The following is a 25,746-nucleotide window of genomic DNA, read 5'->3' as shown; positions in this document are numbered from 1 at the left end:
AGCACCACGTCACAATCAGCCCAATGGGGAGCGGATCTGATGCGTCAACACAGCGAACAAGTTCAAAGCCGCGCTGGCTGAGAAGCGCCGGACCGGCCGCCTTGATAGATCTAAGAATTTGACATCGGGACCGGCAGGCGGATAAAGCTCGGCTAAGGTATCGGGCACCTGCCGCCTGCGGACGCAAGTCACGGTGAAGCCCGACGATACTCATCCTCTCACCCTCGAAGCATTTCGTCGGTAGGCAAAGCAGGCTCCCTGTCAAATGCGAAATGCCTCATTTGAGGAGTGAGCGATGTCGTCCGGACACGCACAACAAAATCCGTTCCTGACCGCTCCGATCGGGCGGCTCTTTATTACCAATGCTTTGCCGATGATGCTTGTCATGATGATGAGCGGACTATTGACCGTGGTTGATGCCGCCATCCTCGGGCATTTCATCGGTGCCGATGCCCTGGCTGCGGTCAGCATCGTCTTTCCAGCGGTGATGGTCACCATCGCATTGTCGACGCTTGTCAGCGGCGGCATGTCCAGCCTGCTTGCCCGGCATCTAGGCGCAGGTGCGCGAGACATGGCGGCGGCAGTATTTGCACGGGCCCACGGTCTCGCGCTCATGATGGCGCTGGTGCTGATCTTTGCCTTCCTTGTGGGCGGGCGCATCGCCACCGGCCACATAGCAGGCACCGAAGGCAACATCGCCGAAATGTCATACCGCTACCTCCTGATCATGATCTGCGCGACGCCTGCGCAGTTTCTGCTGGGGTTGCACGCGGATGCTTGCCGCAACGAAGGTCGCGTGGGCCTGATGGCATTGATGTCGGTCGGGGTAACCTTCGCCAACATCGCGTTCAACTACGTGTTGATCGTCGAGCTCGATCTTGGCATTGCCGGATCGGCGTTGGGCACGGCGCTGGCCCAGGCCCTTGGATTGGCACTCCTGGTCGGGATGCGGCTACACGGCGTTTGGATGATACCGCTCGCTTCGCTTGGGGCGCATAGTTGGGCCGGTGGCTGGCGGCCCATTGTGCTCCTCGGCATGCCGCTGAGCCTGAGCTTCATCGGCATCGCACTGGTTGCGGCCACGGTGATCGCGACATTGCGGCTGACCGCCGGCGCCAGCTACGCCGACACTGCTGCTGCTTATGGCATCGTCATGCGCATTTTCAGCTTTGCCTTCTTGCCGATCATGGCGATCGCGCTCTCCACGCAAAGCATCGTCGGCAACAATGTCGGAGCCGGTTTTTATCAGCGTTCGGACAGAATGTTGCGCCTCGCAGTAAGCGTTGCGTTTTTCTATTGCGTCGCGGTCGAACTCATCTTGCTGAGCGCAAGCAGCAGGATCGGCGCGGGCTTTGCGCAGGATGCGCATGTCGTCGCAGAAGTCGGCGCAATCCTGCGGCCGATGGTTTCTCTTTATCTCTTTACCGGGCCCATTCTGGTGTTCGCGCTTTATTTCCAGGCCGTGGGCCAGCCTGGGAGAGCGGCGGTGCTGACGCTCGTCAAGCCGTTTGCGCTTAGCCCGCTGCTGATTGTCTGCTTTGGGGTCTTCGGCGACAGCACGGCGATCTGGTTTGCCTTTCCGGTCACAGACTGCCTTGTGGCCACCCTCGCGACAGCGATCCTTATCCCAATCCTGAAGATCCCCGCCCCTGCAGGCGGCTTTGGGCTCAGGGTCCAAAGGATAACTGTATGAGAAACTAAGCGGGGCCACATGAGGCCGGCAGCGTTGCCGGTTGGTGATGACGCAAGGGAGCGATGTGGTGCGGTGCCACGCGAAGTTTCGTGGCGCCAAAATCACAAATTTCGCGCCATTGAATTGGCCCGGGACCCTACGCGGGTTTCATGAGAAAGCCCGTGGCCAGTGCGTGGAAAGCGGCGACAGCCTTCGGCAGTACGCCCTGCGGATCGTCGCTGGCGGCAATCCAGAGGGCGGCATTGAGCGCAGCGCCACTGAGAAGCCGGGCGGCGGCTTCCGCGTCCACCGGCTTGAGTATCCCCTGCGCGGTCAGCCGCTCAACTGTGCGCTTTGTCGCCTGAAGACAGCTGCTCTGGCTCGGCCATTGCGATGGATCGCCCAAGACAGCAGGTCCGTCGAGCAGAACAATGCGCTGCACTTCTGGGACAAGTGCCATCTCGATATAGGCGGCACCCTCGGCCAGCAAGCCTTGCCAAGGGTCTGTCGCACGGGCGCCGATCTCCTGCGCGCGCAAAGCCATGTCGGAGTCGATCTGGTTGACGACCGCGGCCAAGAGGCCGCGCTTGTCGCCAAAATTGTGGTAAAGCGCCCCTCGCGTGAGGCCGACTTCGGCGGTCAATTCGTCCATTGAAGCAGCGGAATATCCCTTTTCGGCAAAGGCTTTTCGCGCCGCCGCGATCAGCTTGACGCGGTTCTCCTCCATCGTCTCGACACGCCGTTTCGCCATCTTGCCCTCAAGTTCATATACGCCTCGTATATGAACTTGACATACGAGGCGCATTTCGGCTATTTCACATACGCACCGTACATGAAACGAGTGGGCATGGAAAGCGCTTGAAGCGTCGCCGTCCGCTCATTGGATGCGGTCAAATGACAACAAGGCGAGATCAAAGATGACAGAGCGCGAAGCAATCTTTCCCGCAAACCGGCACACTCTTTATGAGGAACACGGTTATTCGGCCGCCATTCGATCCGGTGACCTATTGTTCGTCTCCGGCCAGGTTGGTAGCCGTAGCGACGGAACGCCGGAACCCGACTTTGAACGCCAGGTCCAACTGGCCTTCGAAAACCTCAAGGCGACGCTGAATGCGGCCGGGTGCACATTCGACGATCTTGTCGATGTGACGACGTTCCACACGGATCCCGAGAACCAGTTCGCAACAATCATGACCGTCAAGCAACAGATTTTTAGCAAGCCGCCTTACCCGAACTGGACCGCAGTCGGTGTCAATTGGCTCGCCGGCTTCGACTTCGAGATCAAGGTCATCGCCCGCATCCCCTAGGCTCAGCCGGCGCGATCGTGGGACAGATTTCTAACAGTCGGTCGCGGTACCAATGGAAGATTGGCTCAACTCCGACATTGTGAAGTCCGATGGTTTCGCCGGCCTTGCTGCTCGAGACGCATGCGGCGCCGGCCGCCTAGCTCGTTCTCGAATTTGTCAAGCATGAAGGAATTCGGCCCTCAGTCCGGAACGACAACCAGATTGCCGACAAAAGACTTGGCCATGAAATCCGTCTGGGCGCGATGAAACTCACGCAGCGGATAGACGCCTGCGACCAGCGGCCGGATTCTGTTTTCTTCGATATAGCGAACCAAGCGCCTGAAATCGGCCCGGGTGCCCTGGCTTGAACCGTGCAGTTCAAGCTGCTTCAGATACATCGTGCGCAAATCGAGCTGAACGACGGCGCCGCCGATCGCGCCGGCGGTGGTGTAGCGACCCTCCGGTTTCAGCACCTTCAGAAGATCGTTGAACATCGGGCCGGCAACGAGATCGGAAACGACATCGATCGGTTTGCCCTGTGATGCTTTGGTGACTGCGTCCACGAGATCGCCTTTGTCGCGCGTGACCACGGCACTGGCGCCGATATCGAGAAGGGCCTGCTCTTTACCCGCGCTGGTAATGGCTATCGGCACCGCGCCACGAACCCGCGCCAGCTGGATAATGGCGGAACCGACGCCGCCCGAGGCACCGGTCACCAGCACGGTCTCGCCGGCGACCAGCCGTGCCCGTTCCAACATGCGTTCCGCCGTCAGGTAGGCACAACAGAACGTCGCCAGCTCGACATCCGTCAGATCGGTATCGACGACATGGGCATTTTCCGCTGGCAGCGCCATATATTGGGCATAGCCGCCGTCGCGGCCATGGCCCATGTAATCGATGTCGGCAAGGCTGTCGTCATCGCGGTTGTAGATCGAAAAATCCACCATCACCCGTTCACCGACACGCGCCGGATCGACGCGCGATCCGGTGGCGACGATGCGACCAACGGCATCGGTGCCCTGGATGCGTGGGAAAGTGAGGGTGTTGCCCTGGCGACGCCAGGTCGAAACCGCCGCTGCGTCGTCCTCCGTGCCATAGGCGCCCTGGCGCACCCAGACATCGGTGTTGTTCATTCCGCAGGCCGTCACCCTTATCAGAACCTCGTCGGAGGCCGGCCCCGGCACGGGGACAGCGCCGTTGTAGACGAGCTTGTCGAGCCCGCCATGACCGACGAGTTGCACCGCGCTCATCGTTGTCGGTATCAAGGTCATGACGGCCTCCCTCAGCGCCCGAGAACCTGTTCGATTGCCGCCGTCGCGGCTTTCACGACGATATCGGCTTCATCCCGTGTCAGGCATAGCGGCGGGGCAAAACCGAGGATATCGCCCTGCGGCATGGCGCGGCCGATGACGCCACGCTCGGCAAGAGCGGCAGAAACCTGCGGGCCGATCTTCTGGCTCACATCGAAGAACCTACGGTCGTCCCTGTCTTCGACGAACTCGACGGCTGCCATCAGCCCATCGCCACGAACCTCACCCACATGCCTGTGGCCGCCAACCGCTTCGGCGAGTCTTTCGCGGAAATAGGCGCCGGTCGTACCGGCATTTTCGATGAGGCCTAGTTCGTCGATCAGCTCGAGATTGGCGACCCCGGCTGCAGCACAGATCGGATGGGAGGAATAGGTCCAGCCATGGCCGATGGCCCCGAGTTCGTCGGATCCCTGAACCAGAACCTGCCACACTTTGTCGGAGACGATCGTTCCCGAGAGCGGCGCATAGGCGGAGGTCAGCCCCTTGGCGATGGTGATGAGATCCGGCTTCATGCCGTAGTGATCCGAGCCAAACATCGTGCCGAGACGGCCGAAGCCGGTTACGACCTCATCGGCGATTAGCAGGATGTCGTATTTGGCAAGCACCGCCTGGATCTTCTGCCAATAGCCCTTCGGCGGCGGAACGATACCGCCGGTGCCGAGGATCGGTTCACCGATGAAGGCGGCAATGGTGTCCGGCCCTTCATTGACAATCATTTCCTCAAGCTTGTCGGCGCAATATTGCGAGAACTGCTCCTCGTCCATCGAACGGTCGGGCCGGCGGAAATAATAGGGTGCCTCCGTGTGCAGGATCGGTGCGCGTGGCAGGTCGAAGGCGTTGTGAAAGAGCGCAAGACCGGTCAGCGATCCAGTCATCACGCCGGATCCGTGATAGCCACGCCAGCGTGAAATGATCTTCTTTTTATCCGGCCGTCCGAGAATGTTGTTGTAGTACCAGATCAGCTTGACGTTGGTTTCATTGGCGTCCGAACCGGAAAGCCCGAAATAGACGCGGGACATGCTCTCCGGTGCCCGGTCGATGATCATCTTGGACAGCGTGATCGAGGCTTCGGTGCCATGCCCGACATAGGCGTGATAGTAGGCCAGGTTCTTTGCCTGCTCGGCAATCGCGTCAGCGATCTTCTGACGGCCATAGCCGACATTGACGCAGTAGAGTCCAGCAAAGGCATCGAGACTGGTCCGCCCGTTGACGTCGGTGATGTAGACGCCCTCGCCGCCGGCAATCACCCGGGTCGGGGTCTCGCCGCGCGCATGCATGCCCATGTGGGTCGACGGATGGAAGAAGTGGTCGCGGTCCCAGGCGGTCAGTTCGTTGTTGCGGTCGAGCATGGTCTTTTGTCCTTATGCTGTCGGTCTCGATTGGTTGATGGAGCGACTTCAGGCCGCGGTGTCGATGCAGAGATATTTGAGCTCGGTGAAGGCCTCGAGCCCGTGTCTCGATCCCTCGCGGCCGAGACCCGACTGTTTCCAGCCGCCGAAGGGAACGGGCCCGCCGGTGATCTTCACCCGGTTGATCGCCACCATGCCGTAGTCGAGTGCCCGGCCGAGCCGCATCTGTCGTGCTCCGTTCTCGGTGACGACATAGGCGACCAGGCCATAGTCCGTGTCGTTGGCGCGGGCGATCACCTCCGCCTCGCTGTCGAAGGAAGTGACGGCCGCCACAGGGCCAAATGTCTCTTCCCGCATGATCAGCGCGTCATCGGGAACATCGGTCAGCAGCGTCGGCTCGTAAAATAGCGCGCCCACGTGGTGCCGCCTGCCGCCGGATACAAGGGTCGCTCCGCGTTTCAGCGCGTCGGCGACCTGTTCCTCGACCTTGGCGACAGCGCGCTCATGCATCAGCGGACCGATGTCGACACCGGCATCCAGACCGCCCCCGACGTTCAGCTTGGCGATACGTGCCGCAAACGCGGCATTGAAAGCCCTAAGGATCGGGCGTTCGACGTAGATCCGATTGGCAGCCAGGCAGTCCTGGCCGGACGTCGCGAACTTGGCGTTGATAGCGATGTCGGCCGCTTTTTCGATATCCGCGTCGGCAAAGACGATGAGCGGGGCATGTCCGCCAAGCTCCATGACGAGGCGCTTCATCGTCGGCGCGCATTGGCCAGCGATCAATCGGCCGATCTCGGTGGACCCGGTAAAGCTCATGGCGCGCAGGCGTTTGTCCGCGCACATCTGACCGACGATGGTCGCAGCATCGCCGGTGACGACGTTAAAGACGCCTGCTGGAATTCCGGCCCGTTCGGCGAGTTCGGCGAGCGCCAGCGCCGAAAGCGGCGTTTCGCAGGACGGGTGGGCGACCACCGTGCACCCCGCCGCAAGTGCTGCGGCAGCCTTTCGCGTCACCATGGCGGACGGGAAGTTCCAAGGAGTGACAATACCGACGGCGCCGAGCGCCTCCCGGCGCACGATCATCTCGGCGCCGGCAAGGTGGCTTGTCACGCTTTCGGCATTCAGGCGTTTGCCTTCTTCGCCGTACCACTCCAGAAAGGACGCAGCATAGTCGATCTCTCCGCGTGCTTCGGCAATCGGCTTGCCCTGCTCCAGCGTCATGATTAAAGCGAGATCGTCCTTGGCAGCCAGCATCAGTTCGCACCATTTGCGCAGTATGCCGGCGCGCTCCTGCGGAAGCATGTCCCGCCAACCGGCAAGAGCCCTGTCTGCCGCGTCGATTGCCGCGATCGTTTCATCGCCATCGAGCGACGCCACCCAGGCAAGGGTCCCGCCCGTGGCCGGGTCGGTCACCGCAAAGCTCTTGCCCTGGCGAGACGAGGTCCAGCGACCGTTGACATAGGCAAGCTCGCGCAGCAGGTGACGATCTCCCAACTGGTTCAGCGTGTCGTGAAACGGTGTGCGGGCGAAAACGGCGGCCATCGGCATCTCCTCGGCATGGGCTGAGGAGATAGTGGCAGCGGATGGGCGAGAGATTGTCTGTTCAGCGAGCAGCCAAGAGAGACTTGGTCTGAAATCGTGCCGGAGGAAAGAGAGATTGTCTAGGGTGCTGCCGGCAGCAATGCGACCAGAGGGAGAACGGTTTCTTCCTTGACGGTCTTCGTCACGATGTAGGTGAAGTAACGGTCGATCCCCAGTTCGCGATCGAGCAGGCTGTCGACCAGCCGCTGGTAGGCGTCGATATCGGCCGCGATGATCTTCAGGATGTAGTCGACGCCGCCGCCGACCGACCAGCAGGCGGTGATCTCGGGTATGGTTGCGACGGCGCGCTCGAAACGCTCGAAGTCAGCCTGCCGGTGATTGCCGAGCGTCACTTCCATCATCACGCTCGCCACCGGCGCCACGCGGCGCACAGCCACCCGGGCATGGTAGCCGGTGATAATGCCGGCCTTCTCCAGTTTGCGAAGTCGCATCCAGCATGGCGTCGGCGACAGCCCGGCCTTTTCGGCGAGCGCCAATTTGGTAATGCGACCGTCCTCCTGGACAGCCTCAAGGATGCGCAGGTCGATGGCGTCGAGTTTCATTTCAGGGCTTTCGCGCGTGCTGTTTCATGTCAAATCTGGAAAAAGAGATTGGGTGTTGATTTTGCCGTTGTCAATTGACCTGATTTTCAGCAGTGTAAAATCATGACAAATTGGCGCCCCGACCCTGCCCAGCTCCGCCGTCCGGCCTACCTCTCGTTGGCCGAACAGTTCGCGCGTGCGATCCAGGAGGGCAAGCTATCCAACGGTCAGCGCCTTCCGACCCATCGCAACCTTGCCGACGAGCTGTCGCTGTCGGTTCAAACGGTGAGCCGCGCCTATGACGAACTGATCCGCCGAGGGCTTGTGTCCGGCGAAATCGGGCGCGGCAGCTTCGTGCAGACCCAGGCAAAGGAGCCTGAGCCCCCCTATCTGCCGGAGCGCCTGGGCGAGTTGATCGACCTTTCGATCCTCAAACCGGTCTGCGAGCAGCTCCATCTGCAGAAGATGCGGGGAGCTTTTGCCTGGCTTGCGGAAAATCTGCCCTCGAGTTCGGCGCTCTCCTTCCGCCCCAATATGGTCTTCCCGCGTCATCGCAACGTGGCGGCTGAATGGCTTGCGCGCTGTGGCCTGGAGATATCGCCGCTCAATGTCAGCCTCACCAACGGCGCGACATCGGCCATGACGGTGGCGCTGATGAGCGTCGCGCCTCCCGGATCGACAATTGCGACCGAGGCGGTGAGCCACCATACATTGGTGCCGCTGTCGACCTATCTCGGCATCCACCTCGAAGGCTTGCCGATCGACCATGACGGCATGATCCCTGGGGCCCTGGACGAAGCCTGCCGAAAAGGTGTCATTCGCGCAATTTTCCTGCAGCCGTCGGTCATCAACCCGAAGGCAACGCTGATGAGCGAGGCGCGGCGCGCCGCCCTTGCCGAAGTCGCCCGTCGTCATGACATCGCGATCATCGAGAACGACATTCTCGGTCCGCTCGTCGACGCGGGGCTAAAGCCGGTCGCGGCCTTTGCGCCGGAGCGGACGCTCTACATCACCAGTTTCACCAAGATCACCGTTCCGGGCCTGCGCATCGGCTATCTCGCTGCACCCGATCGCTATGTGGCTGCCGTTGCCAACCGGCATCTCGTCTCGAACTGGATGGCGACACCGGCAATCGCCGAGATCGCGACGCATTGGGTGAGCGATGGAACGGCAATCGAGCTGGTCGACTGGCAGCGGCGGGCACTGGCTGCCCGCCACGCCATTGCCGCCGAGGCGCTCGGCAATCTCGACTATCATTCGCATCCGCAGAGCCTGCATATTTGGCTGCCGCTGCCGGAGGGTCATACCGAAGAGGGCTTCGTCTCGCAGGCGCGCCTGCGTGGCGTGGCGATTGCGCCAGGATCTTCCTTCCGCACCTCGGACCTCGGCTGGCGCCCGGCCGTGCGCATATCGCTGGGCTCCACCGCCGAGCAGGAATTGCGACAGGGCCTCGGCATCGTCGCCTCGCTTGCGATGGGAAATCCCGAAGCGCTTCTGCTTGCGATTTGAGGCGAAAGCCTATTTTCCGAGCGGAATCGGAATAATTGTCATGATATTATTATTCCAATTGACATGATTTAGATGGGCGATCATCGTTAAGGCATCACCGGTCCCCACCAGGGAAAGACGTGAATGCCCGAACCCATCATCCGCATCGATAACATCATCAAGCGCTACGGTCCGTTGACGGTGCTCGACGGTCTGTCGATGCAGGTCATGCCAGGCGAAAAGCTTGCGCTCATCGGTCCGTCCGGCTCCGGCAAGACGACGATCCTGCGCATCCTGATGACGCTGGAGACGATCAGCGGCGGCCATATCCATGTCGATGGCGAACAGCTCTATCACATGCCCGGGAACGGCGGCCTCGTTGCCGCAGACGAGCGCTACCTTCACCGGATGCGCGAGAAGATCGGCATGGTCTTCCAGCACTTCAACCTGTTTCCGCACAAATGCGTTCTCGACAATGTCACGCTGGCGCCGATGCTTACCAAGGGCATGGCAAGGCCGGCCGCGGAAAAGCGGGCAATGGAGCTTCTCGACATGGTGGGCATGGCCGACAAGGCCAAAAGCATGCCCGCGCAGCTGTCGGGCGGGCAGAAACAGCGGGTGGCGATCGCCCGGGCGCTGGCGCTGTCGCCGAAGATCATGCTGTTTGACGAAGTCACATCCGCACTCGACCCCGAGCTTGTCGAGGAAGTGTTGAACGTCATGCGCAGACTCGCAGCCGAGACCGACATGACGATGCTGCTCGTCACCCATGAGATGGGCTTTGCCCACGATTTTGCCGACCGGATCCTTTTCTTCGACCGCGGCAAGATCGTCGAGGAAGGCAAACCGGACGACATCTTCCGTCATCCGAAGCAAGAGCGCACGCAAGTGTTCCTGCGCAAGATAATCGCGGCAGGGCACCGCGTCTGAGCGTTCGCGCCGGGATGTGCCCCAAACAAGAAGATGAAGAACAGCCAGAGGAGCCGATACCGATGAAAATGACGCATTTCATGACAGTGGCCGCAAGCGTTTCGACGCTGATGGCATTCGTTGCCACAACCCCGGCCGCTGCTGACGACGACAAGCTGCAGCAGCTCAAGGAACAGGGCTTTGCCCGCATTGCGATCGCCAACGAGCCGCCGTTCACCGCAGTGGGGGCCGACGGCAAGGTGTCTGGTGCCGCACCGGACGTTGCCCGCGAAATCTTCAAGCGCCTCGGCGTTGCTGATGTCGCCGCATCCATCTCCGAATATGGCGCGATGATCCCCGGCCTTCAGGCCGGGCGGCACGATGCGATCACCGCCGGCCTCTTCATGAAGCCCGAGCGCTGTGCAGCGGTTGCCTATTCGGAACCGGTTCTTTGCGACGCGGAAGCCTTCGCGCTGAAGAAGGGCAATCCCTTGAAGCTGATGAGCTACAAGGACATTGCCGACAATCCCGATGTCAAGATCGGCGCGCCGGGCGGCGGCACCGAGGAAAAGCTGGCGCTGGAAGCCGGCGTTCCGCGCGATCGCGTCATTGTCGTGCCTGATGGTCAGAGCGGGCTGAAGATGCTGCAGGATGGGCGCATCGACGTTTACTCCCTCCCGGTCCTGTCGATCAACGACCTGATGTCGAAAGCCAACGACCCGAACCTCGAGGTTGTCGCCCCTGTCGAAGGTGCGCCGGTCTACTGCGACGGCGCCGCGTTCAAGAAGGGCGACGAAGCGCTGCGCGACGCCTTCGACGTCGAGCTGGCGAAGCTGAAGGAATCAGGTGAGTTCGCCAAGATCATCGAACCCTATGGCTTTTCCGCCAAGGCGGCGATGTCGACGACGCGCGAAAAGCTCTGCGCGGCCCAGTAAGGTTCTCCGGCTCCCTTCTTCGCGCTTGCGACAAGGGAGCCGGTCTCGATCGCTCACGACGACGACTGGAAATGTGAACAACGATGATCGACTGGTCCGGCTACATAGGGCTGATATTGCAGGGCGCGCTGGTGACGCTGCAGCTGACGGTGCTTGGCTCGGCGCTCGCAGTCGTCATGGCCTTCGTGGCAGGGCTTGCGCGCGTCAGCCGCTTCATGGCGGTACGGGCGCTGGCGACGACCTATATCGAGTTCTTTCGCGGCACCTCGATTTTCGTGCAGCTCTTCTGGGTCTACTTCGTGCTGCCTTTCGCAGGCATCACGCTGACGCCGCTACAGGCGGGCGTCCTGGCGCTCGGCCTCAATGTCGGAGCCTATGGTGCCGAGGTGGTGCGTGGTGCGGTGAAGGCGATTGGCCGGGAGCAGCGCGAAGCCTGCATCGCGCTCAACCTGACCCGCTCTCAGGCCATGCGCCATATCATCCTGCCCCAGGCCTTGCCGCTGATGTTGCCAACCTTCTGCAACAACGCCATCGAGCTGCTGAAAGGAACGGCCGTCGTCTCACTGATCTCGCTGACAGACATGACGTTTCAGGCACAGGTCGTGCGTGCCCAGACCGGCAATACGCTGATCCCGTTCACGGTGATCCTCGTTCTCTACTTCCTGATGTCCTGGGTCATTTCGCGCAGCATGCGCTGGCTTGAGCGGCGCATGACGCGCGGCCTTGATGGCGTGAGGGCCTGATCTGATGGAATGGGATTGGAATTTCGTCTGGCAGATCATTCCGACCCTGCTCGAAGGCCTGAAGATCACGATCCTGGCCACGGTTCTGGGGGCAGTGGTCGCCGCCGTCGTCGGCCTCATCTTTGCGATCCTCAGGCTCTCGGCTCCGAAACCGATTGCCCGAGTGGTCGGCTTCATCCTCGAGTTCATTCGCGGCACGCCGCTGCTTGTCCAGCTCTACTTCATCTTCTACGTCCTGCCTGACATAGGCATCAGCCTGCCTGCCCTTGTCGCCGGCGTCATCGGGCTTGGAATCCACTACGGCACCTACACGGCGGAAGTCTACCGCGCCGGCATCGAGAACGTCCCGCGCGGACAGTGGGAGGCGGCGCGCGCCACCAATCTGACGCTGCGCCAGACCTGGCTGCACGTGATCCTGCCGCAGGCGATACCGCCCATGATCCCGGCGCTGGCGAACTATCTGATTGCCATGTTCAAGGAGACACCGTTGTTATCGGCCATCACTGTTCTGGAACTGATGAACCAGGCGAAAAGCATCGCCAACAGCAACTATCGCTACATCGAACCGATGACGCTTGTCGGCGTGTTCTTCCTGGTCATGAGCCTCATCTCGGTCGTCTTCCTCAGGTGGCTGGAAGAACGCTACAGTCGCGTGGAGGAACGTTGATGGAAAAAACGCTCTCTCTTTCCCTCGCCTCTCGTGCTCCGACGCTTGACGAGCGCCCGCTCGAAAAACGCGTCGGACTGATCATCCTCGCCACCGACCACACGACCGAGCCGGATTTCCAGCGCATGGTCGCAAGCGACCGCGTTGGCGTCTATGTCGCGCGCATCCACTATGCCAACCCGGTCACGCCTGAAAACCTGCGCGCGATGCAGCCGTCGCTGACGACGCCGCCGGCCTGATCCTGCCCGACGAACAGCTCGACGTTATCATGTATTCCTGCACCTCGGCCTCGGTGGTCATCGGCGACGAGCAGGTCACGGCGGCAATCCATGCATCAAAGCCCAACGTGCCGGTCGTCACCCCGACGGCGGCGGCGGTCAAAGGCCTCCATGCCCTCGGTGCCCGCCGCATTTCCGTGCTGACCCCCTATACCCTCGAGACCAGCCGGCCGATGGCGGATTATTTTGCTGAGAGCGGATTTACGATCGATCGGTTTACCTGCCTTGGCCTGACGGATGATCGCGAAATGGCGCGTATCGGTGCCGACGAAATCATTGCTTTCGCCAGGGAGGCGATGGCGGAGAAATCCGACGCGCTCTTCATTTCCTGCACGGCGGTCCGCGCCGCCTCTGTCGCTGCCAGGATCGAGGATGCGATCGGCAAGCCCGTTGTCACCAGCAATCTTGCAACCGCCTGGGCGTGCCTGCGCCTTTGCGGCGATGACGAGCACCGTCCTCAGCTCGGCCGCCTGATGACGCTGCCGATGGCGGGAGTTTGAGCATGTCCGGATCTCCCCTGCCCGTGGCCTATGGCGACATTGAAGCGGCGGCCCGCCGGATTTCGGCGCATGTGCTGAGAACGCCTTTGGTTCTCTCGCCATCCCTGTCCGAGTTGTCGGGTGTGCCTGTCGGGCTCAAGCTGGAACATCACCAGACCACCGGCAGCTTCAAATTGCGCGGTGCCTGCAACGCCTTGCTGTCCATGTCGCCTGACGAGCGCAAGCGTGGCGTCGTTGCCGCCTCGACAGGCAATCACGGCCGGGCTCTCGCCCATGCCGCAAAGGCCGAAGGCACGATTGCGACGATCTGCATGTCGCACCTCGTTCCCGACAACAAGGTCGCTGAAATTCGTCGTCTTGGCGCCAGGGTCCATATCACCGGTGCCTCGCAGGACGATGCCCAGCGCGAAGTCGAAAGGCTCGTCGAGCAGGACGGGCTCGTGATGGTGCCGCCGTTCGACAATCCGGCTGTTGTTGCCGGCCAGGGCACGCTCGGTCTCGAAATCGTCGACAGCATGCCGGAGGTCGCAACCGTGCTCGTTCCGCTTTCCGGCGGCGGCCTGGCCTCGGGCGTGGCGCTGGCGGTCAAGACGCGCCGGCCAGGCGTTCGGGTGATCGGCATCACCATGGAACGGGGCGCGGCGATGAAGGCGAGCCTCGATGCGGGTCGCCCCGTCGAGGTTGCCGAAGTACCAAGTCTTGCCGACTCGCTTGGCGGCGGCATCGGCCTTGCCAATCGCGTCACCTTTGCCATGTGTCGCGCGCTGCTCGACGACGTCGTGCTGCTCTCGGAAGCGGAGATCGCCGCTGGCATGCGGCACGCCTACGCGCAGGAGCGCGAGATCGTCGAAGGCGCAGGTGCGGTCGGCATTGCGGCACTGCTTGCCGGCAAGATCGACACGCACGGCCGCCCGCTTGCGCTGATCCTCTCCGGTCGCAACGTCGACATGGGGCTGCACCGGCGCGTGGTAAATGGCGAGACGGATCTGTTGCGGGAGAATGCGGCATGACACGCATGACCATTTTGACCGAGGCCGACCTGAGGGCGATCGTGCCGCTGGACCTTGCGGCCGTCGATTGCGTCGAGAATGCCTTTCACGCGCTCGCCACGAAAGCTGTGGTGATGCCGCCGATCCTGCGCCTCGACATCCCCGAACACCGGGGAGAAGTCGACGTCAAAACAGCCTATGTCCCCGGTCTAGACGGGTTCGCGATCAAGATCAGTCCCGGCTTCTTCGACAATCCCATGCTCGGACTGCCAAGCACCAACGGCCTGATGGTGTTGCTGTCGGCAACAACAGGTGTCGTGCAGGCGCTGCTGCTCGACAATGGCTATTTGACCGACGTGCGCACGGCGGCGGCGGGCGCGGTTGCTGCCAGGCACGTCTCGCGACCGGACGCCTCGGTGGCCGCTATTTTCGGTGCCGGCATGCAGGCGATGCTGCAGCTCGAAGCTCTTTGCCTGGTACGGCCGATCCGGGAAGCGCGGATCTGGGGTCGGGATAGCGAAAAGGCAGAGGCTGCGGCGCGGTCGCTGACAGCGAAGTTCGGATTTCCCGTGCGCGCTGAACGCGATGCGCAGCGAGCGGTGGATGGCGCGCATGTGATCGTCACCACGACGCCGGCGGAAACACCGATCCTCCAAGCTGCCTGGCTGCAGCCCGGCCAACATCTGACCGCGATGGGTTCCGACGCCGAGCACAAGAACGAGATCGAACCCGCAGCAATCGCCCGAGCCTCGCTCTATGTCGCCGATAGTCTGAAGCAGACGCGGCGTCTCGGCGAACTGCACCACGCCATAAAGGCCGGCTCCATTGCCGCCGACGCCGACTTTGCCGAGCTCGGCCAAATCATCGCCGGCCAGCGGCAGGGACGCACCGATGCGAACCAGATCACGATCGTCGACCTGACGGGCACCGGGATCCAGGACACCGCCATTGCCACGCTTGCCTTCGCCCGCGCGCAGGAGCGCGGCAAGGGCACGACATTTGAAAGTTGAGACCGGCACGGCCGGAGAATGAGGGAGAGACATGACCCAACCCAATCTCAAATTTTCCCTTTGGGAGTATGAGGCGCGACTGAAAAAGACGCGCAAGGCCATGGAGGAAAAGGGCGTCGACCTGCTCATTGTCAGCGATCCGACCAATATGGCCTGGCTCACCGGCTATGACGGATGGTCGTTCTACGTGCATCAGGCGGTGGTGGTGCCGCCGACCGGCGAGCCGATCTGGTACGGGCGCGGGCAGGATGCCAATGGCGCCAAGCTGACGGCCTATCTGAGCCATGAGAACATCATCGGCTACCCCGATCACTATGTGCAGTCCACGGAGCGCCATCCGATGGATTATCTCGCTGCAAAGCTTGTCGAGCGCGGTCTCGACAAGCTGCGGATCGGTGTCGAGATGGACAATTACTGGTTTTCGGCGGCCGCCTATGTGGCCTTGCAGAAGCATCTGCCCAATGCCCGCTTCGTCGACACGACGGCGCTGGTCAACTGGCAGCGCGCGGTCAAGAGCCCAACCGAAATCGGCTATATGCGCAACGCTGCCCGTATCGTCGAAGGCATGCATCAGCGCATTTTCGACAAGATCGAGGTCGGCATGCGCAAGTGCGATCTCGTCGCCGAGATCTACGATGCCGGCACGCGCGGCGTCGACGGCATCGGCGGCGACTATCCCGCGATCGTGCCATTGCTGCCTTCAGGCGTCGAGGCGTCTGCCCCACATCTGACCTGGGACGACCGGCCGATGAAGTCGGGTGAAGGCACATTCTTCGAGATTGCCGGCTGCTACAATCGCTACCATCTGCCGCTATCGCGTACCGTATTCCTCGGCAAGCCGACGCCGGCGTTTATCGACGCAGAAAAGGCGACACTGGAAGGCATGGAGGCGGGGCTTGCCCAGGCCAAGCCGGGCAACACCTGCGAGGATATCGCCAAGGCGTTCTTCACTGTCTTGAAGAAGTACGGCATCGTCAAGGACAACCGCACGGGTTACTCGATCGGCATGTCCTATCCGCCGGATTGGGGCGAGCGCACCATGAGCCTGCGTCCCGGCGACATGACCGAGCTGAAGCCCGGCATGACCTTCCACTTCATGACCGGCCTGTGGCTCGAGGACATGGGTTTTGAGACCACAGAAAGCATCCTGATCACCGAGACGGGGGTCGAATGCCTCGCCAATGTGCCGCGCAAGCTTTTCGTGAAGGACTGATCATGACGGTTTCAGAGCTGCGCCCGTCTGCGATCTCGCCGACCGTCGATTTCTCGATGGACGGCGTCCAGCATGGCTTCCTGCGGCTGCCCTATAGCCGCGATGATTCCGCCTGGGGCTCGGTGATGATCCCCGTCACCGTCGTAAAAAACGGAGAAGGGCCGACGGCGCTTCTGACCGGTGGCAATCACGGCGACGAATATGAGGGGCCGATCGCCCTGTTCGACCTTGCGCGCACGCTGAAGGCCGAAGACGTGGCCGGCCGGGTCATCATTCTGCCGGCCATGAACTATCCCGCTTTCGTATCGGGGACGCGCACATCGCCGATTGACAAGGGCAACATGAACCGCAGCTTTCCCGGAAGGCCCGACGGCACGGTGACGGAGAAGATCGCCGATTACTTCCAGCGCGAACTGCTGCCGCTCGCCGATATCGTCCTCGATTTTCACTCCGGCGGAAAGACGCTGGATTTCCTGCCGTTCTGCGCGGCGCACATCCTGCCGGACAAGCAGCAGGAGGCACGATCGTTTGAACTCGTAGACGCATTTTGCGCGCCCTACTCGATGAAGATGCTCGAGATCGACGCGGTTGGAATGTACGACACCGCGGCGGAGGAGATGGGCAAGGTCTTCATCACGACGGAACTTGGAGGCGGTGGCACGGCAACTGCAAAAAGCGCAGGGATTGCCAAACAGGGTGTCGCTAACGTCTTGCACACGGCCGGCATCCTGAAGGGTGGGGACAGGTCGGCTGCCGGCCGGACGCAATGGCTGGATATGCCGGATGGAAATTGCTTTTCCTTTGCCGAGGACGCCGGCCTGATCGAACCTCTGGTCGACATGGGGGAGAGCGTCGTTGCCGGTCAGGTCGTCGCCCGCATCCACCCGATCGGCAAAACCGGCGCCCTGCCTTCCGACGTCTGCACGAAGATGGATGGCATCCTGTGCGCCCGGCATTTCCCAGGCCTCGTCAAGGCAGGAGACTGCGTCGCGGTCGTTGCGGTTGCCGTCTAGTTGGACCCGTTCCACCGCACGCGTTGAACCGGTTGCCGGCCGTCACGGCCATTCCAAAACCTCGCAGCCAGGCGCTGAAAACTATTTTTGTCCCGCTTAAACGCCGGTGACTGATTTTGTGCGCTCCGAAGCGGCTGGAACACGAGGAACCGTACGTCTTGCCACCTCGGTGGCCCGTCCTGACACCCTGCGGGTTATCGGCGAAGCGATTGCAATACGACTTCTTCGCCTTGCGATTGCCGAACGCGTGCCTTTGCATATTTTGCCAATCCGATCTTGATGGCGACCAGCACCGGGGCGGCAAACAGAAAAAGCAGTGCGACGGCGTTGAAGGCAGTGTCGAAGGCAATCACCGTCGATTGACTTGTGACCGCCCGGCCCAGAAGGCTCGTTGCTGCCCGGCTAGCGGCAGCTCCTTCCATCCCTTTCGCCATCAGCATGGCTGTCGTGATCTTCAGCCGTTCGAGCACCGCGATCTCCCCTGAGGTCACGTCGGCGGCAAGCACAGCGACATTGGCGGCAACGTTATGGTCTATCAATGTTTGCAGCCCTGCGACCCCGATCAGTCCACCAAGCTGGCGACCGGTATTGAAGAGGCCGATCCCGGAGGCAAGATTGCGGCTGTTAAGGTTGCTGAATGCGATCAGGGTGATCGATAGAAACAGGAAGCCGAGACCCAGACCGCGCAACAGGACCGCCGCCATCATGTCGTCCGCGCCGCTCTCGCTGGTCGAGCCGGACAGCATCCACATCGCGACCATGATCATCAGGATGCCGAAGGGCACCGTGGCAAACGGAGGAAGGTGGCGGGCCTGCATGAGATAGGCAGCCAGCAGGAGCGCGCCGATGAAAAGTGCACCGCTCGGCAACAAGAGCTGCCCAGCGTCGGTGGGCGTGAATGCGAGAACGGACACGGCGAATGAGGGAATGAGGAAGGCGCTCCCGAACAGTGCGGCGCCGGCAACGAAGCTGACGATGAAGGCGAAGCTGAAATCCTCCGACCGGAACAGGGTAAAATCGAGCAGACCCTGCCCCTTTGCCAGCACCTGTTGGCCAAGAAACGCCAGCAGCGTGGCCATGCCAATCACCGTTAGCCACAGGATCCGAGGCTCCTCGAACCAATCCCATCGACTTCCCTGGCTGAGGACATACGTGAGCGAAAAGAGCGCGACGGACATCAGTGTAAAACCGATCCAGTCAAACGGGCGATGCGCCGCTTTTGCCGGCATTGGCATGTCTACGATCAGTAGAAGCCCGGCGGCGCCGAGCGCCACCGGGACAATACTGTAGAAGATCCATGTCCAGGATTGGCTGTCGAGCAACCATCCCTGAAGCGCCGGGGCGATCGTCGCTGGCGCGACAACGGCCCCCATGGCGAACAACGCTTGCAGGATTGGTTGACGAGTTCTGGGATAGGCGAGGAAAATAATCGCCTGACCGCCGACCAACAGGGTGCCGCCGGAGAAGCCCTGAATTACTCGAAGGACGACCAGCAAGTCCAGGCGAGTGGCCATGGCGGCAATGGCGCACGCCAAGCCCATGGCAAGGGTCGAAGCAATAATCAGGCGCAAGGGATGGATGCGGCTGAGCAGCCAAGGGGCCGTCATGAAGCCGATGAGCTTGAAACTGGTGTATCCGACATCCAGCCAGGCGAACTCGTCTGGCGTTGCATAGGTGTCGCCGATGATATCACTACGCCCGAGCGACAGGACGGTGCTGGCGATCGCCTCCGTCAGGGCGGCAAGCACAATGCCAGTGACCAGAAGCGCGCCTGTCGTCGATCTCTCACGCTCCGGGATCGCGGTGACGGCCATTGTCATGATCCGCTCTCCAGATCGATCGCGACTCGTGCCGATAGGCCAGGAACCAGACGGCCAAGCAGCGGATTGCCGGCAAGCCGGATCTTCACCGGAACGCGTTGTACGACACGAACGAAGTTGCCTGTCGCATTGTCGGTGGGGAGCAAGCTGAAGGCAGACCCACTGCCAGGCGCAAAACTGTCCACCACGCCCACAAGGGCATCGTTCGGATAACCGTCGATGCGAATGTGCACGCGCTGGCCGGACCGGATATGTTCGAGCTGGGTTTCCTTGAAGTTCGCCACCACCCACACCCCGGCGACCGGTACGATATCGAGCAAAGCGTTACCCGGCGCGACAAGTCTTCCGATACGAACCTGGCGGTTGCCGATAACGCCGGCAACAGGCGCGCGAACCACGGTGCTTTCGAGATCGATCTGGGCGAGATCACGAGCGGCCTGTGCCTGGGCCACGGCGGCGACGGCCGCCTCGCGCTGAGCGGCAAAGACCGTTATGCGTTGCTGCTGAGCCTCGACTGTGGCGGATGCAGCCGCCACGCCCGCCTCCGCTCTTGATCGCGCCGTATCGCTTTCATCGACATGGGCCTGGCTCACAGTATTGCTGCGAATGAGTTCGCGCCGGCGATCGTAGGCCTTGGTCGCCAGATCCATTTCGGCGACGGCCGAACGTCTCTGGGCCTCGGCCTGCCGAATGAGTGCGTGCTGAAGCTCGGTCTCCGCGTCGACATTGGTGAGGCGAGCTTCGGCAGCTTCAACATTGGCCACCGCTTGCGCAAGGCGCGCCCTGTAGTCCCGATCATCGATCCGGAACAGCACCTGCCCTGCGCTTACAGTCTGGTTGTCATCAACCTCCACCGCCGTGACGTAGCCCCCGACTTTTGGGGCAAGCGCGGTCACATCGCCGCGCACATAGGCGTTGTCGGTCGACGCCTCGCCGCTCGGACGAGCCCAGGCCCATCCGCCGGCAACGGCGATCACTGCGCCGAGACACAGAAGCAGGCCGACGACCTTCTTCTTGTTGCCCTGTTTCGCGGCGCCACGGATCGCTGCGCCCTCGCCTACGACGCTGGCGACTTTGTCTTCGAGCGGATCCATTTTCTCAGTTCCTGTTGGGGTTAGGTGGTCGCCAGGCAGCCTTTCGATGGAGTTGCCAAAGGCTGTCCGCGCGGAAACGCGTTCAATGGTCATTCGCCGATGGGCGTGGTCAGTTCCTTTTCACCGGTCTCAACGATGAACACCGCGAGCAATCGCGCCGGCTTCGTGTCGCTGGCGTTTGCACTTACTCCGTGACGAGCACCGGGATCCTCGTAGAAGTTCTCGCCGGCCTCGTAGACCCGTTCCGGCGCACCGTTGACGCTGCTGCGGATCGCGCCTTCGAGCACAGTCGCGTAGATGAAGGCCGAGTCCGGATGCGTATGGCCGGGCGAAGCGCCGCCCGGCCCGTACTCGACGAGCACGCCCTTCATGCTCTTGCCGGGAACGTTCGGAAGGACGTGGTCGAATACGATCGTCACCTTGCCCTCGGGTCGGTCGGCGGCTGAGACCGGGGTGATCGAGAGTGTTGCCAGGGCAAAGGCCTTGAGAAACCGTGTCAGCATTGTCGTTCTCCTAATGGGTGTTTCGTGGGACGCCGCGCCGTGTCCCGGACGAGCGTTTTGTGCAGACTGCGCAAGCCTCAGTGTGCGGCTTGCTGGCCGAGCCAGTCTTCGAAGTGGATCGTGCCGAGACGCGGTTTGTCGCCTGGTGTCAGCGACTGATCGTTAAGCACCGCACCGAAATAGCGTGCGTGAACGTCCGGCACGACCTTGCGCGTGTCATGCTTTGCCTTGAGGAAGCGCCTCACCAGTTCATCGAGCGGAACGGCCTCGGGGCCGGCTACTTCGGCCGTGCCGTTGATCGGCGGTGCGAGGGCGACATCGGTGAGCGCCGCCGCCACGTCGTCGGACGCAATCGGCTGGAACAGCGCCGGCGACAGGCGAATCTCGCCGTCGACGTCGGCCGATTGCGCAATGCCGCCGACAAACTCGAAGAACTGCGTGGCGCGCAGGATGGAGTAGGGCATGCCGGACGCCTTGATCAGGTTTTCCTGCGCGATCTTTGCCCGGAAGTAACCGTTGTCCGGAAGGCGTTCGCTGCCGACGATCGACAGGGCAACGTGATGGCGAACGCCGGCAGCGGCTTCGGCGGCCAATAGATTACGACCCGAGGTCTCGAAAAACTCGAGAACGGCCTTGTCTTCCCAGACCGGCGCATTTGCCACGTCGACGACGATCTCGGCGCCATCCATCGCTTCGGCCAGACCTTCGCGGGTGATGGTGTTCACGCCCGTGTTGGGGGCGGCGGCAAGCACGTCATGACCGCGCTCGCGCAGGTTCTTCACAAGTTTCGATCCGATAAGGCCGGTGCCTCCGATAACGACGATCTTCATGGGTTTTCTCCGCTTTGCCGACCGCAACCATTGCCGTCTGTACGAATGGAGAGTACCTGCGGGTATGTGGGAAGTCCTTGAGGCAGGCTTGAATTGCCTTTGAAGGATGCTTGAATATATGTCCAAGACGCCTGCCTGACCGACGCCCTTGCGGGCACGTGACGAGCCAGGCGTTCGCTATCGATGTCAGATATCATTCGTCAGTTGCCCCGGCCACGAACCGGTGGCGCTCGGTCAGGGATGCCGGCCTTGCAGTTCATGTTCGCAGACTACGTGCTCGATCAGGAGCGCAGGGAGCTGACCCTGCGCGGGCAAGTCGTGGCCGTCGGACCGCAGGTGTTCGATCTTCTGCAGCACCTGGTGGCAAACCGTCACCGTGTCGTCAGCAAGGACGACCTGCTGGAGGCGGTGTGGAGCGGCCGGGTGGTCTCGGAATCGACAATCACCAGCCACATCAACGCCGTTCGCAAGGCCATCGGCGACAGTGGCGAGGAGCAGCACCTGGTTCGCACGATTGCGCGCAAGGGTTTCCGCTTCGTCGGCGAAGTTGAGGTCGATGAAATCGGAGACACGCCACAGCCCGGCGGGCGTGGCGCCAATGAACAGGCCTCCGGAAAATTGCAGGAGCAGCCGTCCGCGCTCGTTCTTCCCGAAAAACCCTCCATTACCGTCTTGCCGTTCCAGCACCTGAGCGGCGATCCGGATCAGGAGTATTTCGCCGACGGCGTTGTCGAGGACATCATCACGGCATTGTCGCGCATCCGCTGGCTGTTCGTCATCGCGCGCAATTCGAGCTTTACCTACAAGGGTCGGGCGGTGGACGTGAAGGAAGTCGGCCGGGAACTGGGCGTGCGCTACGTGCTGGAAGGCAGCCTGCGTAAAGCTGGCAACCAGGTGCGCATCACCGGCCAGTTGATCGACGCCACGACCGGGGCGCATCTCTGGGCAGAACGCTTCGAGGGCGCGCTCGACAACATTTTCGACCTTCAGGATCAGATTTCGGCAAGTGTCGTCGGCGCGATCTCACCGCAACTCGAGCGCGTGGAAATCGAGCGCGCCAAACGCAAGCCGACGGAAAGCCTTGACGCCTACGACTATTACCTGCGTGGCATGGCGAAACTGCACATCGGAACCCACGACGCGATCGAGGCAGCGTTGGCCCTTTTCTACAAGGCGATCGAGCTCGACCCCGACTTTGCATCGGCCTATGGCGGGGCGGCCTGGTGCCATTTCTGGCGCAAGCTAAACGGCTGGATGGTCGACCGGAACCACGAGATCGCCGAAGGCGTGCGGTTGGCGCGGCTGGCGGTGGAACTGGGTCGGGATGATGCGGTGGCGCTGACGAGAGCCGGCCACGCGCTCGGGCATCTCGCCGGCGATCTCGACGGCGGCATTGCGCTCATTGAAAGGGCACGACTGCTCAATCCAAACTTCGCTCCGGCCTGGTTCCTCGGCGGCGCCCTGCGCGTTTTCCGCGGTGAAACGGCAAACGCAATCGAGGATCTCGCGCATGCCGTTCGTTTGAGCCCATTGGATCCGGAAATGTTTCGCATGGAGGCCGCCACTTCGCTCGCGCATTTCTTCGACGGGCGCTTTGATTCCGCCTCGTCCTGGGCGGAAAAGGCTCTGGGGAACCTGCCCAGCCTCCTCGTCGCGGTCGCCCTTCTGGCGTCGAGCAACGCACTTGCAGGGCGCTTGGAGGAAGCCCGACAGGCGATGCAGCGCCTGCGCACCCTCGATCCATCCTTGCGCATCGCCAACCTCAAGGACTGGCTTCCGATCCATCGCCCGGAAGATCTTGCACGGTTTGCCGATGGCTTGCGCCTGGCTGGGTTGCCGGAATGAACCCGCCGGCTTGAACTGGATGACGACGTCACCGCCCTCGCCGGGACAGACTGGCCGCCGTCAACGATCCTCTTTTCCCTGCTCAACCGAGCACTCTAAAGGCTGCTCGATAGGGTTAAACCAGAAGACAGCCCGGTATCGCCCAGTGGCAACGCGAAGCAGGCGATGGCGAAGGCCCGAAGGCGCCTTTCGTCAACGCGCCCAGATCACAGCTGCGCAAAAATACGCTTCAGTTTGAGGCCCAATGTCGCCGCGCGCGCCAGCATCAACACCATCATCCCGAGCCAGAGCCCATGATTGCCCCAAACTTGCTGGAGAATGTATGCCGTCGCGAGGAAGACCGTCGTCGAGATAAACATGCTGTTGCGCAGTTCCCGGGTGCGTATTGCGCCAATGAACACACCATCGAGCATGTAACTCGTCACCGAGATCAGCGGCAACACGACGACGTAGGGAAGAAACTGGACGGCCGCGGCGCGAACTTCCTCCTGGTTGGTCAACAGGGAAATGATCGTCGGACCAGCCAGCGCATAACACAGTGAAAACAGCAGCGCCACCAGTCCGGACCACAGGAAGGCCGCCTTGATCACACGTCGAAGGGCTTGCTTGCGGCGTGCGCCGATGACGGATCCGACAAGGGTCTCGGTTGCATGGGCAAAACCATCGAGGCCATAGGAGGTGATGCCATGGAGGTTCAAGAGCACCGCATTGGCCGCCAGGATCGCGTCGCCTTCTGCAGCGCCGCTTCGCGCAAACCAGCCGAAGCACACCAGCAGGAAGAGGCTGCGCAAGAATATGTCGCGGTTGACTGCAATCAAGCTTCGAAAGGCGGCGCCATCCAGGAGTTCGCGCAACGCCAGCGGCGGCCCCGCACTGAAGGGTCGCACGATCAACAAACCGGCAATGAAGGCAGCCCATTCGGCCATGGCGGTGCCAGCGCCGATGCCGGCGACCCCCCAGTCGAACACGAAGACCAATGTCACGGTCGCAACAAGATTGAGCACATTGAGCGCGATCTGCAACGCGAGCGAAATCATCACCCGCTGGCGACCCAGCAGATAACCGAGCAGGACGAAATTCCCGAGAGCCGCGGGGGCCGACCAGATTCGCGCCGAAGCGTAAGCCACGGCGCTCTCGTAGACCGCTTCGCTGCCACCAAGGAGCGCAAGCCCGATTTCGATGATCGGCTTCTGCAGCACTATGATGATCGTGCCACCGGCAGCGGCAATGAGAAGCGCCCTGAGCAGATGCTTGCGCATGAGTGCGCTGTCGTCGGCCCCCGAAGCCTGAGCGACCAGCCCTGTTGTCGCCATCCGCAGAAAGCTGAAGCTCCAGAACAGGAAATTGAACAGAACGCCGCTGAGCGCCACCCCGCCGAGATACCAGGGACCAGGAAGATGCCCCGCCACCATCGTGTCGACCAGCGACAACACCGGCTGCGCGAGATTGGCCAGGATGATCGGAAACGCCAGCGTGACCATCCGGCGGTTCCAGTTTTCCTGCAGCTCCACAGGTGGCGAAATGTTCATCGCGCATTCGGCCTTGGCGGAAAGATCCACACGGCCGCACCAGTTTGCCTAAACATCTCTATCACCCCGGCCGATCGGCCTGTTTACGTCGATACTGTCTGCAAAACGTTGTCCCGCTTACCAGTCCATGACGACCTTGCCGGAGTTGCCGGAACGCATGGCCTCGAAGCCGTCGCGGAACTCGTCGATGCCGATGCGGTGGGTGATGACCGGCGACAGGTCGAGCCCGCCCTGGACGAAGGCGATCATCTTGTACCAGGTCTCGAACATCTCGCGGCCGTAGATGCCCTTGAGGTTGAGCATCTTGAAGATCACCTTGTTCCAGTCGATCTCGAAGTCGGCCGGCGCAATGCCGAGAATGGCGATCTTGCCGCCATTGTTCATCTTGTCGATCATGTCGCGGAAGGCGGGTGCTGCCCCCGACATTTCCAGCCCGACATCGAAGCCCTCGGTCATGCCGATCGCCTTCATCACGTCGGCGAGGTTCTGCTTCGACGCATCGACGACATGGTCGATGCCGACCTTGCGGGCAAGCTCCAGCCGCGTCGGGTTGATGTCGGTGATCACCACCTTGCGCGCGCCCGAGCGCTTGGCAACCAGCGCCCCCATGATGCCGATCGGCCCGGCGCCGGTCACC

Annotated in this window: 23 protein-coding genes and 1 pseudogene; 13 read left to right on the top strand and 11 right to left on the bottom strand. The window is 61.8% G+C overall.

Features of this window, described 5'->3' with window-relative positions:
- The first annotated feature begins 295 nt into the window (after positions 1-295).
- The gene (locus BKP54_RS16665) at positions 296-1,693 is read left to right on the top strand and encodes an MATE family efflux transporter (RefSeq protein WP_084814580.1); all 1,398 of its coding nucleotides are present in this window, start codon (positions 296-298) and stop codon (positions 1,691-1,693) included.
- Between the two features lie 136 nt (positions 1,694-1,829).
- On the opposite strand, the gene BKP54_RS16660 is transcribed toward BKP54_RS16665, so the two are convergent.
- A complete protein-coding gene (locus BKP54_RS16660) occupies positions 1,830-2,423 on the bottom strand; it encodes a TetR/AcrR family transcriptional regulator (RefSeq protein WP_025431374.1) in 594 nt (197 codons plus the stop codon).
- A 166-nt stretch (positions 2,424-2,589) separates the two neighbouring features.
- Here BKP54_RS16660 and BKP54_RS16655 point away from each other — a divergent pair, with 166 nt between their 5' ends.
- A complete protein-coding gene (locus BKP54_RS16655) occupies positions 2,590-2,979 on the top strand; it encodes a RidA family protein (protein ID WP_025431375.1) in 390 nt (129 codons plus the stop codon).
- 179 nt (positions 2,980-3,158) lie between these two features.
- On the opposite strand, the gene BKP54_RS16650 is transcribed toward BKP54_RS16655, so the two are convergent.
- From BKP54_RS16650 to BKP54_RS16635, 4 genes are all read right to left on the bottom strand, one after another.
- Positions 3,159-4,229 (bottom strand): alcohol dehydrogenase family protein, encoded by a 1,071-nt coding sequence (locus BKP54_RS16650; RefSeq protein ID WP_025431376.1) that lies wholly within the window; start codon positions 4,227-4,229, stop codon positions 3,159-3,161.
- An 11-nt stretch (positions 4,230-4,240) separates the two neighbouring features.
- Positions 4,241-5,617: an aspartate aminotransferase family protein gene (locus BKP54_RS16645; protein WP_025431377.1), complete on the bottom strand. Its 1,377-nt coding sequence runs from the start codon at positions 5,615-5,617 to the stop codon at positions 4,241-4,243.
- 48 nt (positions 5,618-5,665) lie between these two features.
- Positions 5,666-7,162 carry an NAD-dependent succinate-semialdehyde dehydrogenase gene (locus tag BKP54_RS16640; protein ID WP_025431378.1) on the bottom strand — a complete coding sequence of 499 codons (1,497 nt, stop codon included), beginning with the start codon at positions 7,160-7,162 and terminating at the stop codon, positions 5,666-5,668.
- A 119-nt stretch (positions 7,163-7,281) separates the two neighbouring features.
- Positions 7,282-7,764: an Lrp/AsnC family transcriptional regulator gene (locus BKP54_RS16635; protein WP_025431379.1), complete on the bottom strand. Its 483-nt coding sequence runs from the start codon at positions 7,762-7,764 to the stop codon at positions 7,282-7,284.
- Between the two features lie 102 nt (positions 7,765-7,866).
- Between BKP54_RS16635 and BKP54_RS16630 the strand changes: the two genes are divergently transcribed.
- The 10 genes and pseudogenes from BKP54_RS16630 to doeB all read left to right on the top strand — a co-directional run bounded on the left by BKP54_RS16630 (position 7,867) and on the right by doeB (position 17,488).
- Positions 7,867-9,252: a PLP-dependent aminotransferase family protein gene (locus BKP54_RS16630; RefSeq protein WP_084814579.1), complete on the top strand. Its 1,386-nt coding sequence runs from the start codon at positions 7,867-7,869 to the stop codon at positions 9,250-9,252.
- 123 nt (positions 9,253-9,375) lie between these two features.
- Positions 9,376-10,161 carry an ectoine/hydroxyectoine ABC transporter ATP-binding protein EhuA gene (gene ehuA / locus BKP54_RS16625; RefSeq protein ID WP_025431380.1) on the top strand — a complete coding sequence of 262 codons (786 nt, stop codon included), beginning with the start codon at positions 9,376-9,378 and terminating at the stop codon, positions 10,159-10,161.
- A 62-nt stretch (positions 10,162-10,223) separates the two neighbouring features.
- Positions 10,224-11,075 (top strand): ectoine/hydroxyectoine ABC transporter substrate-binding protein EhuB, encoded by an 852-nt coding sequence (gene ehuB / locus BKP54_RS16620; protein ID WP_057207767.1) that lies wholly within the window; start codon positions 10,224-10,226, stop codon positions 11,073-11,075.
- Between the two features lie 83 nt (positions 11,076-11,158).
- Complete coding sequence (gene ehuC / locus BKP54_RS16615; RefSeq protein ID WP_057207768.1) at positions 11,159-11,818, top strand: ectoine/hydroxyectoine ABC transporter permease subunit EhuC; 660 nt, start codon at positions 11,159-11,161, stop codon at positions 11,816-11,818.
- 4 nt (positions 11,819-11,822) lie between these two features.
- The gene (gene ehuD, locus BKP54_RS16610; RefSeq protein WP_084814578.1) at positions 11,823-12,485 is read left to right on the top strand and encodes an ectoine/hydroxyectoine ABC transporter permease subunit EhuD; all 663 of its coding nucleotides are present in this window, start codon (positions 11,823-11,825) and stop codon (positions 12,483-12,485) included.
- Positions 12,485-13,263, top strand: a pseudogene (gene eutA, locus BKP54_RS16605) (ectoine utilization protein EutA). Before ehuD ends, eutA begins: the two are co-directional and overlap by 1 nt.
- 2 nt (positions 13,264-13,265) lie before the next feature.
- Positions 13,266-14,273, top strand: a complete 1,008-nt coding sequence (eutB, locus tag BKP54_RS16600) for a hydroxyectoine utilization dehydratase EutB (protein ID WP_084814577.1) — start codon at positions 13,266-13,268, stop codon at positions 14,271-14,273.
- Complete coding sequence (gene eutC / locus BKP54_RS16595; protein WP_084814576.1) at positions 14,270-15,262, top strand: ectoine utilization protein EutC; 993 nt, start codon at positions 14,270-14,272, stop codon at positions 15,260-15,262. Before eutB ends, eutC begins: the two co-directional genes overlap by 4 nt.
- A gap of 31 nt (positions 15,263-15,293) precedes the next feature.
- Entirely contained in the window at positions 15,294-16,475 is a 1,182-nt protein-coding gene (doeA, locus tag BKP54_RS16590) for an ectoine hydrolase DoeA (protein ID WP_084814575.1), read from the top strand.
- Between the two features lie 2 nt (positions 16,476-16,477).
- Positions 16,478-17,488 carry a N(2)-acetyl-L-2,4-diaminobutanoate deacetylase DoeB gene (gene doeB, locus BKP54_RS16585; protein ID WP_084814574.1) on the top strand — a complete coding sequence of 337 codons (1,011 nt, stop codon included), beginning with the start codon at positions 16,478-16,480 and terminating at the stop codon, positions 17,486-17,488.
- Positions 17,489-17,682: 194 nt separating this feature from the next.
- On the opposite strand, the gene BKP54_RS16580 is transcribed toward doeB, so the two are convergent.
- From BKP54_RS16580 to BKP54_RS16565, 4 genes are all read right to left on the bottom strand, one after another.
- On the bottom strand, positions 17,683-19,308 hold the full coding sequence (locus tag BKP54_RS16580) for a DHA2 family efflux MFS transporter permease subunit (protein WP_084814573.1): 1,626 nt from the start codon (positions 19,306-19,308) through the stop codon (positions 17,683-17,685).
- Entirely contained in the window at positions 19,305-20,402 is a 1,098-nt protein-coding gene (locus tag BKP54_RS16575) for an HlyD family secretion protein (protein WP_025431390.1), read from the bottom strand. The genes BKP54_RS16580 and BKP54_RS16575 overlap by 4 nt, the downstream gene beginning before the upstream one ends.
- Positions 20,403-20,491: 89 nt before the next feature.
- Positions 20,492-20,905, bottom strand: coding sequence for a cupin domain-containing protein (locus tag BKP54_RS16570; protein ID WP_025431391.1), 414 nt, complete (start codon positions 20,903-20,905; stop codon positions 20,492-20,494).
- Between the two features lie 77 nt (positions 20,906-20,982).
- On the bottom strand, positions 20,983-21,735 hold the full coding sequence (locus BKP54_RS16565) for an SDR family oxidoreductase (RefSeq protein ID WP_025431392.1): 753 nt from the start codon (positions 21,733-21,735) through the stop codon (positions 20,983-20,985).
- A 249-nt stretch (positions 21,736-21,984) separates the two neighbouring features.
- On the opposite strand from BKP54_RS16565, the gene BKP54_RS16560 reads away from it, so the two are divergent.
- The gene (locus tag BKP54_RS16560; RefSeq protein ID WP_084814668.1) at positions 21,985-23,580 is read left to right on the top strand and encodes a winged helix-turn-helix domain-containing protein; all 1,596 of its coding nucleotides are present in this window, start codon (positions 21,985-21,987) and stop codon (positions 23,578-23,580) included.
- Positions 23,581-23,786: 206 nt separating this feature from the next.
- Here BKP54_RS16560 and BKP54_RS16555 read toward each other — a convergent pair whose 3' ends face one another.
- Together BKP54_RS16555 and BKP54_RS16550 are read right to left on the bottom strand one after the other, a co-directional pair.
- Positions 23,787-25,109: an MATE family efflux transporter gene (locus BKP54_RS16555; protein ID WP_084814667.1), complete on the bottom strand. Its 1,323-nt coding sequence runs from the start codon at positions 25,107-25,109 to the stop codon at positions 23,787-23,789.
- Positions 25,110-25,226: 117 nt separating this feature from the next.
- Positions 25,227-25,746: zinc-binding dehydrogenase (locus BKP54_RS16550; RefSeq protein ID WP_143347940.1), on the bottom strand; the 520-nt coding region annotated here is incomplete at its 5' end.

Origin of the sequence: Ensifer sp. 1H6, assembly GCF_001976035.1 — a bacterium.
Lineage (GTDB): Bacteria > Pseudomonadota > Alphaproteobacteria > Rhizobiales > Rhizobiaceae > Ensifer > Ensifer canadensis.
The sequence above is the reverse complement of the archived record's forward strand: the minus strand, read 5'-3'. Positions and strand labels throughout refer to the sequence as shown.

Excerpts from the sequence above, each read along its gene's own strand:
- BKP54_RS16665 (WP_084814580.1), top strand. The coding sequence starts at position 296 with ATGTCGTCCGGACACGCACAACAAAATCCGTTCCTGACCGCTCCGATC.
- BKP54_RS16660 (WP_025431374.1), bottom strand. The coding sequence starts at position 2,423 with ATGGCGAAACGGCGTGTCGAGACGATGGAGGAGAACCGCGTCAAGCTG.
- BKP54_RS16655 (WP_025431375.1), top strand. The coding sequence starts at position 2,590 with ATGACAGAGCGCGAAGCAATCTTTCCCGCAAACCGGCACACTCTTTAT.
- BKP54_RS16650 (WP_025431376.1), bottom strand. The coding sequence starts at position 4,229 with ATGACCTTGATACCGACAACGATGAGCGCGGTGCAACTCGTCGGTCAT.
- BKP54_RS16645 (WP_025431377.1), bottom strand. The coding sequence starts at position 5,617 with ATGCTCGACCGCAACAACGAACTGACCGCCTGGGACCGCGACCACTTC.
- BKP54_RS16640 (WP_025431378.1), bottom strand. The coding sequence starts at position 7,162 with ATGGCCGCCGTTTTCGCCCGCACACCGTTTCACGACACGCTGAACCAG.
- BKP54_RS16635 (WP_025431379.1), bottom strand. The coding sequence starts at position 7,764 with ATGAAACTCGACGCCATCGACCTGCGCATCCTTGAGGCTGTCCAGGAG.
- BKP54_RS16630 (WP_084814579.1), top strand. The coding sequence starts at position 7,867 with ATGACAAATTGGCGCCCCGACCCTGCCCAGCTCCGCCGTCCGGCCTAC.
- ehuA (WP_025431380.1), top strand. The coding sequence starts at position 9,376 with ATGCCCGAACCCATCATCCGCATCGATAACATCATCAAGCGCTACGGT.
- ehuB (WP_057207767.1), top strand. The coding sequence starts at position 10,224 with ATGAAAATGACGCATTTCATGACAGTGGCCGCAAGCGTTTCGACGCTG.
- ehuC (WP_057207768.1), top strand. The coding sequence starts at position 11,159 with ATGATCGACTGGTCCGGCTACATAGGGCTGATATTGCAGGGCGCGCTG.
- ehuD (WP_084814578.1), top strand. The coding sequence starts at position 11,823 with ATGGAATGGGATTGGAATTTCGTCTGGCAGATCATTCCGACCCTGCTC.
- eutB (WP_084814577.1), top strand. The coding sequence starts at position 13,266 with ATGTCCGGATCTCCCCTGCCCGTGGCCTATGGCGACATTGAAGCGGCG.
- eutC (WP_084814576.1), top strand. The coding sequence starts at position 14,270 with ATGACACGCATGACCATTTTGACCGAGGCCGACCTGAGGGCGATCGTG.
- doeA (WP_084814575.1), top strand. The coding sequence starts at position 15,294 with ATGACCCAACCCAATCTCAAATTTTCCCTTTGGGAGTATGAGGCGCGA.
- doeB (WP_084814574.1), top strand. The coding sequence starts at position 16,478 with ATGACGGTTTCAGAGCTGCGCCCGTCTGCGATCTCGCCGACCGTCGAT.
- BKP54_RS16580 (WP_084814573.1), bottom strand. The coding sequence starts at position 19,308 with ATGACAATGGCCGTCACCGCGATCCCGGAGCGTGAGAGATCGACGACA.
- BKP54_RS16575 (WP_025431390.1), bottom strand. The coding sequence starts at position 20,402 with ATGGATCCGCTCGAAGACAAAGTCGCCAGCGTCGTAGGCGAGGGCGCA.
- BKP54_RS16570 (WP_025431391.1), bottom strand. The coding sequence starts at position 20,905 with ATGCTGACACGGTTTCTCAAGGCCTTTGCCCTGGCAACACTCTCGATC.
- BKP54_RS16565 (WP_025431392.1), bottom strand. The coding sequence starts at position 21,735 with ATGAAGATCGTCGTTATCGGAGGCACCGGCCTTATCGGATCGAAACTT.
- BKP54_RS16555 (WP_084814667.1), bottom strand. The coding sequence starts at position 25,109 with ATGAACATTTCGCCACCTGTGGAGCTGCAGGAAAACTGGAACCGCCGG.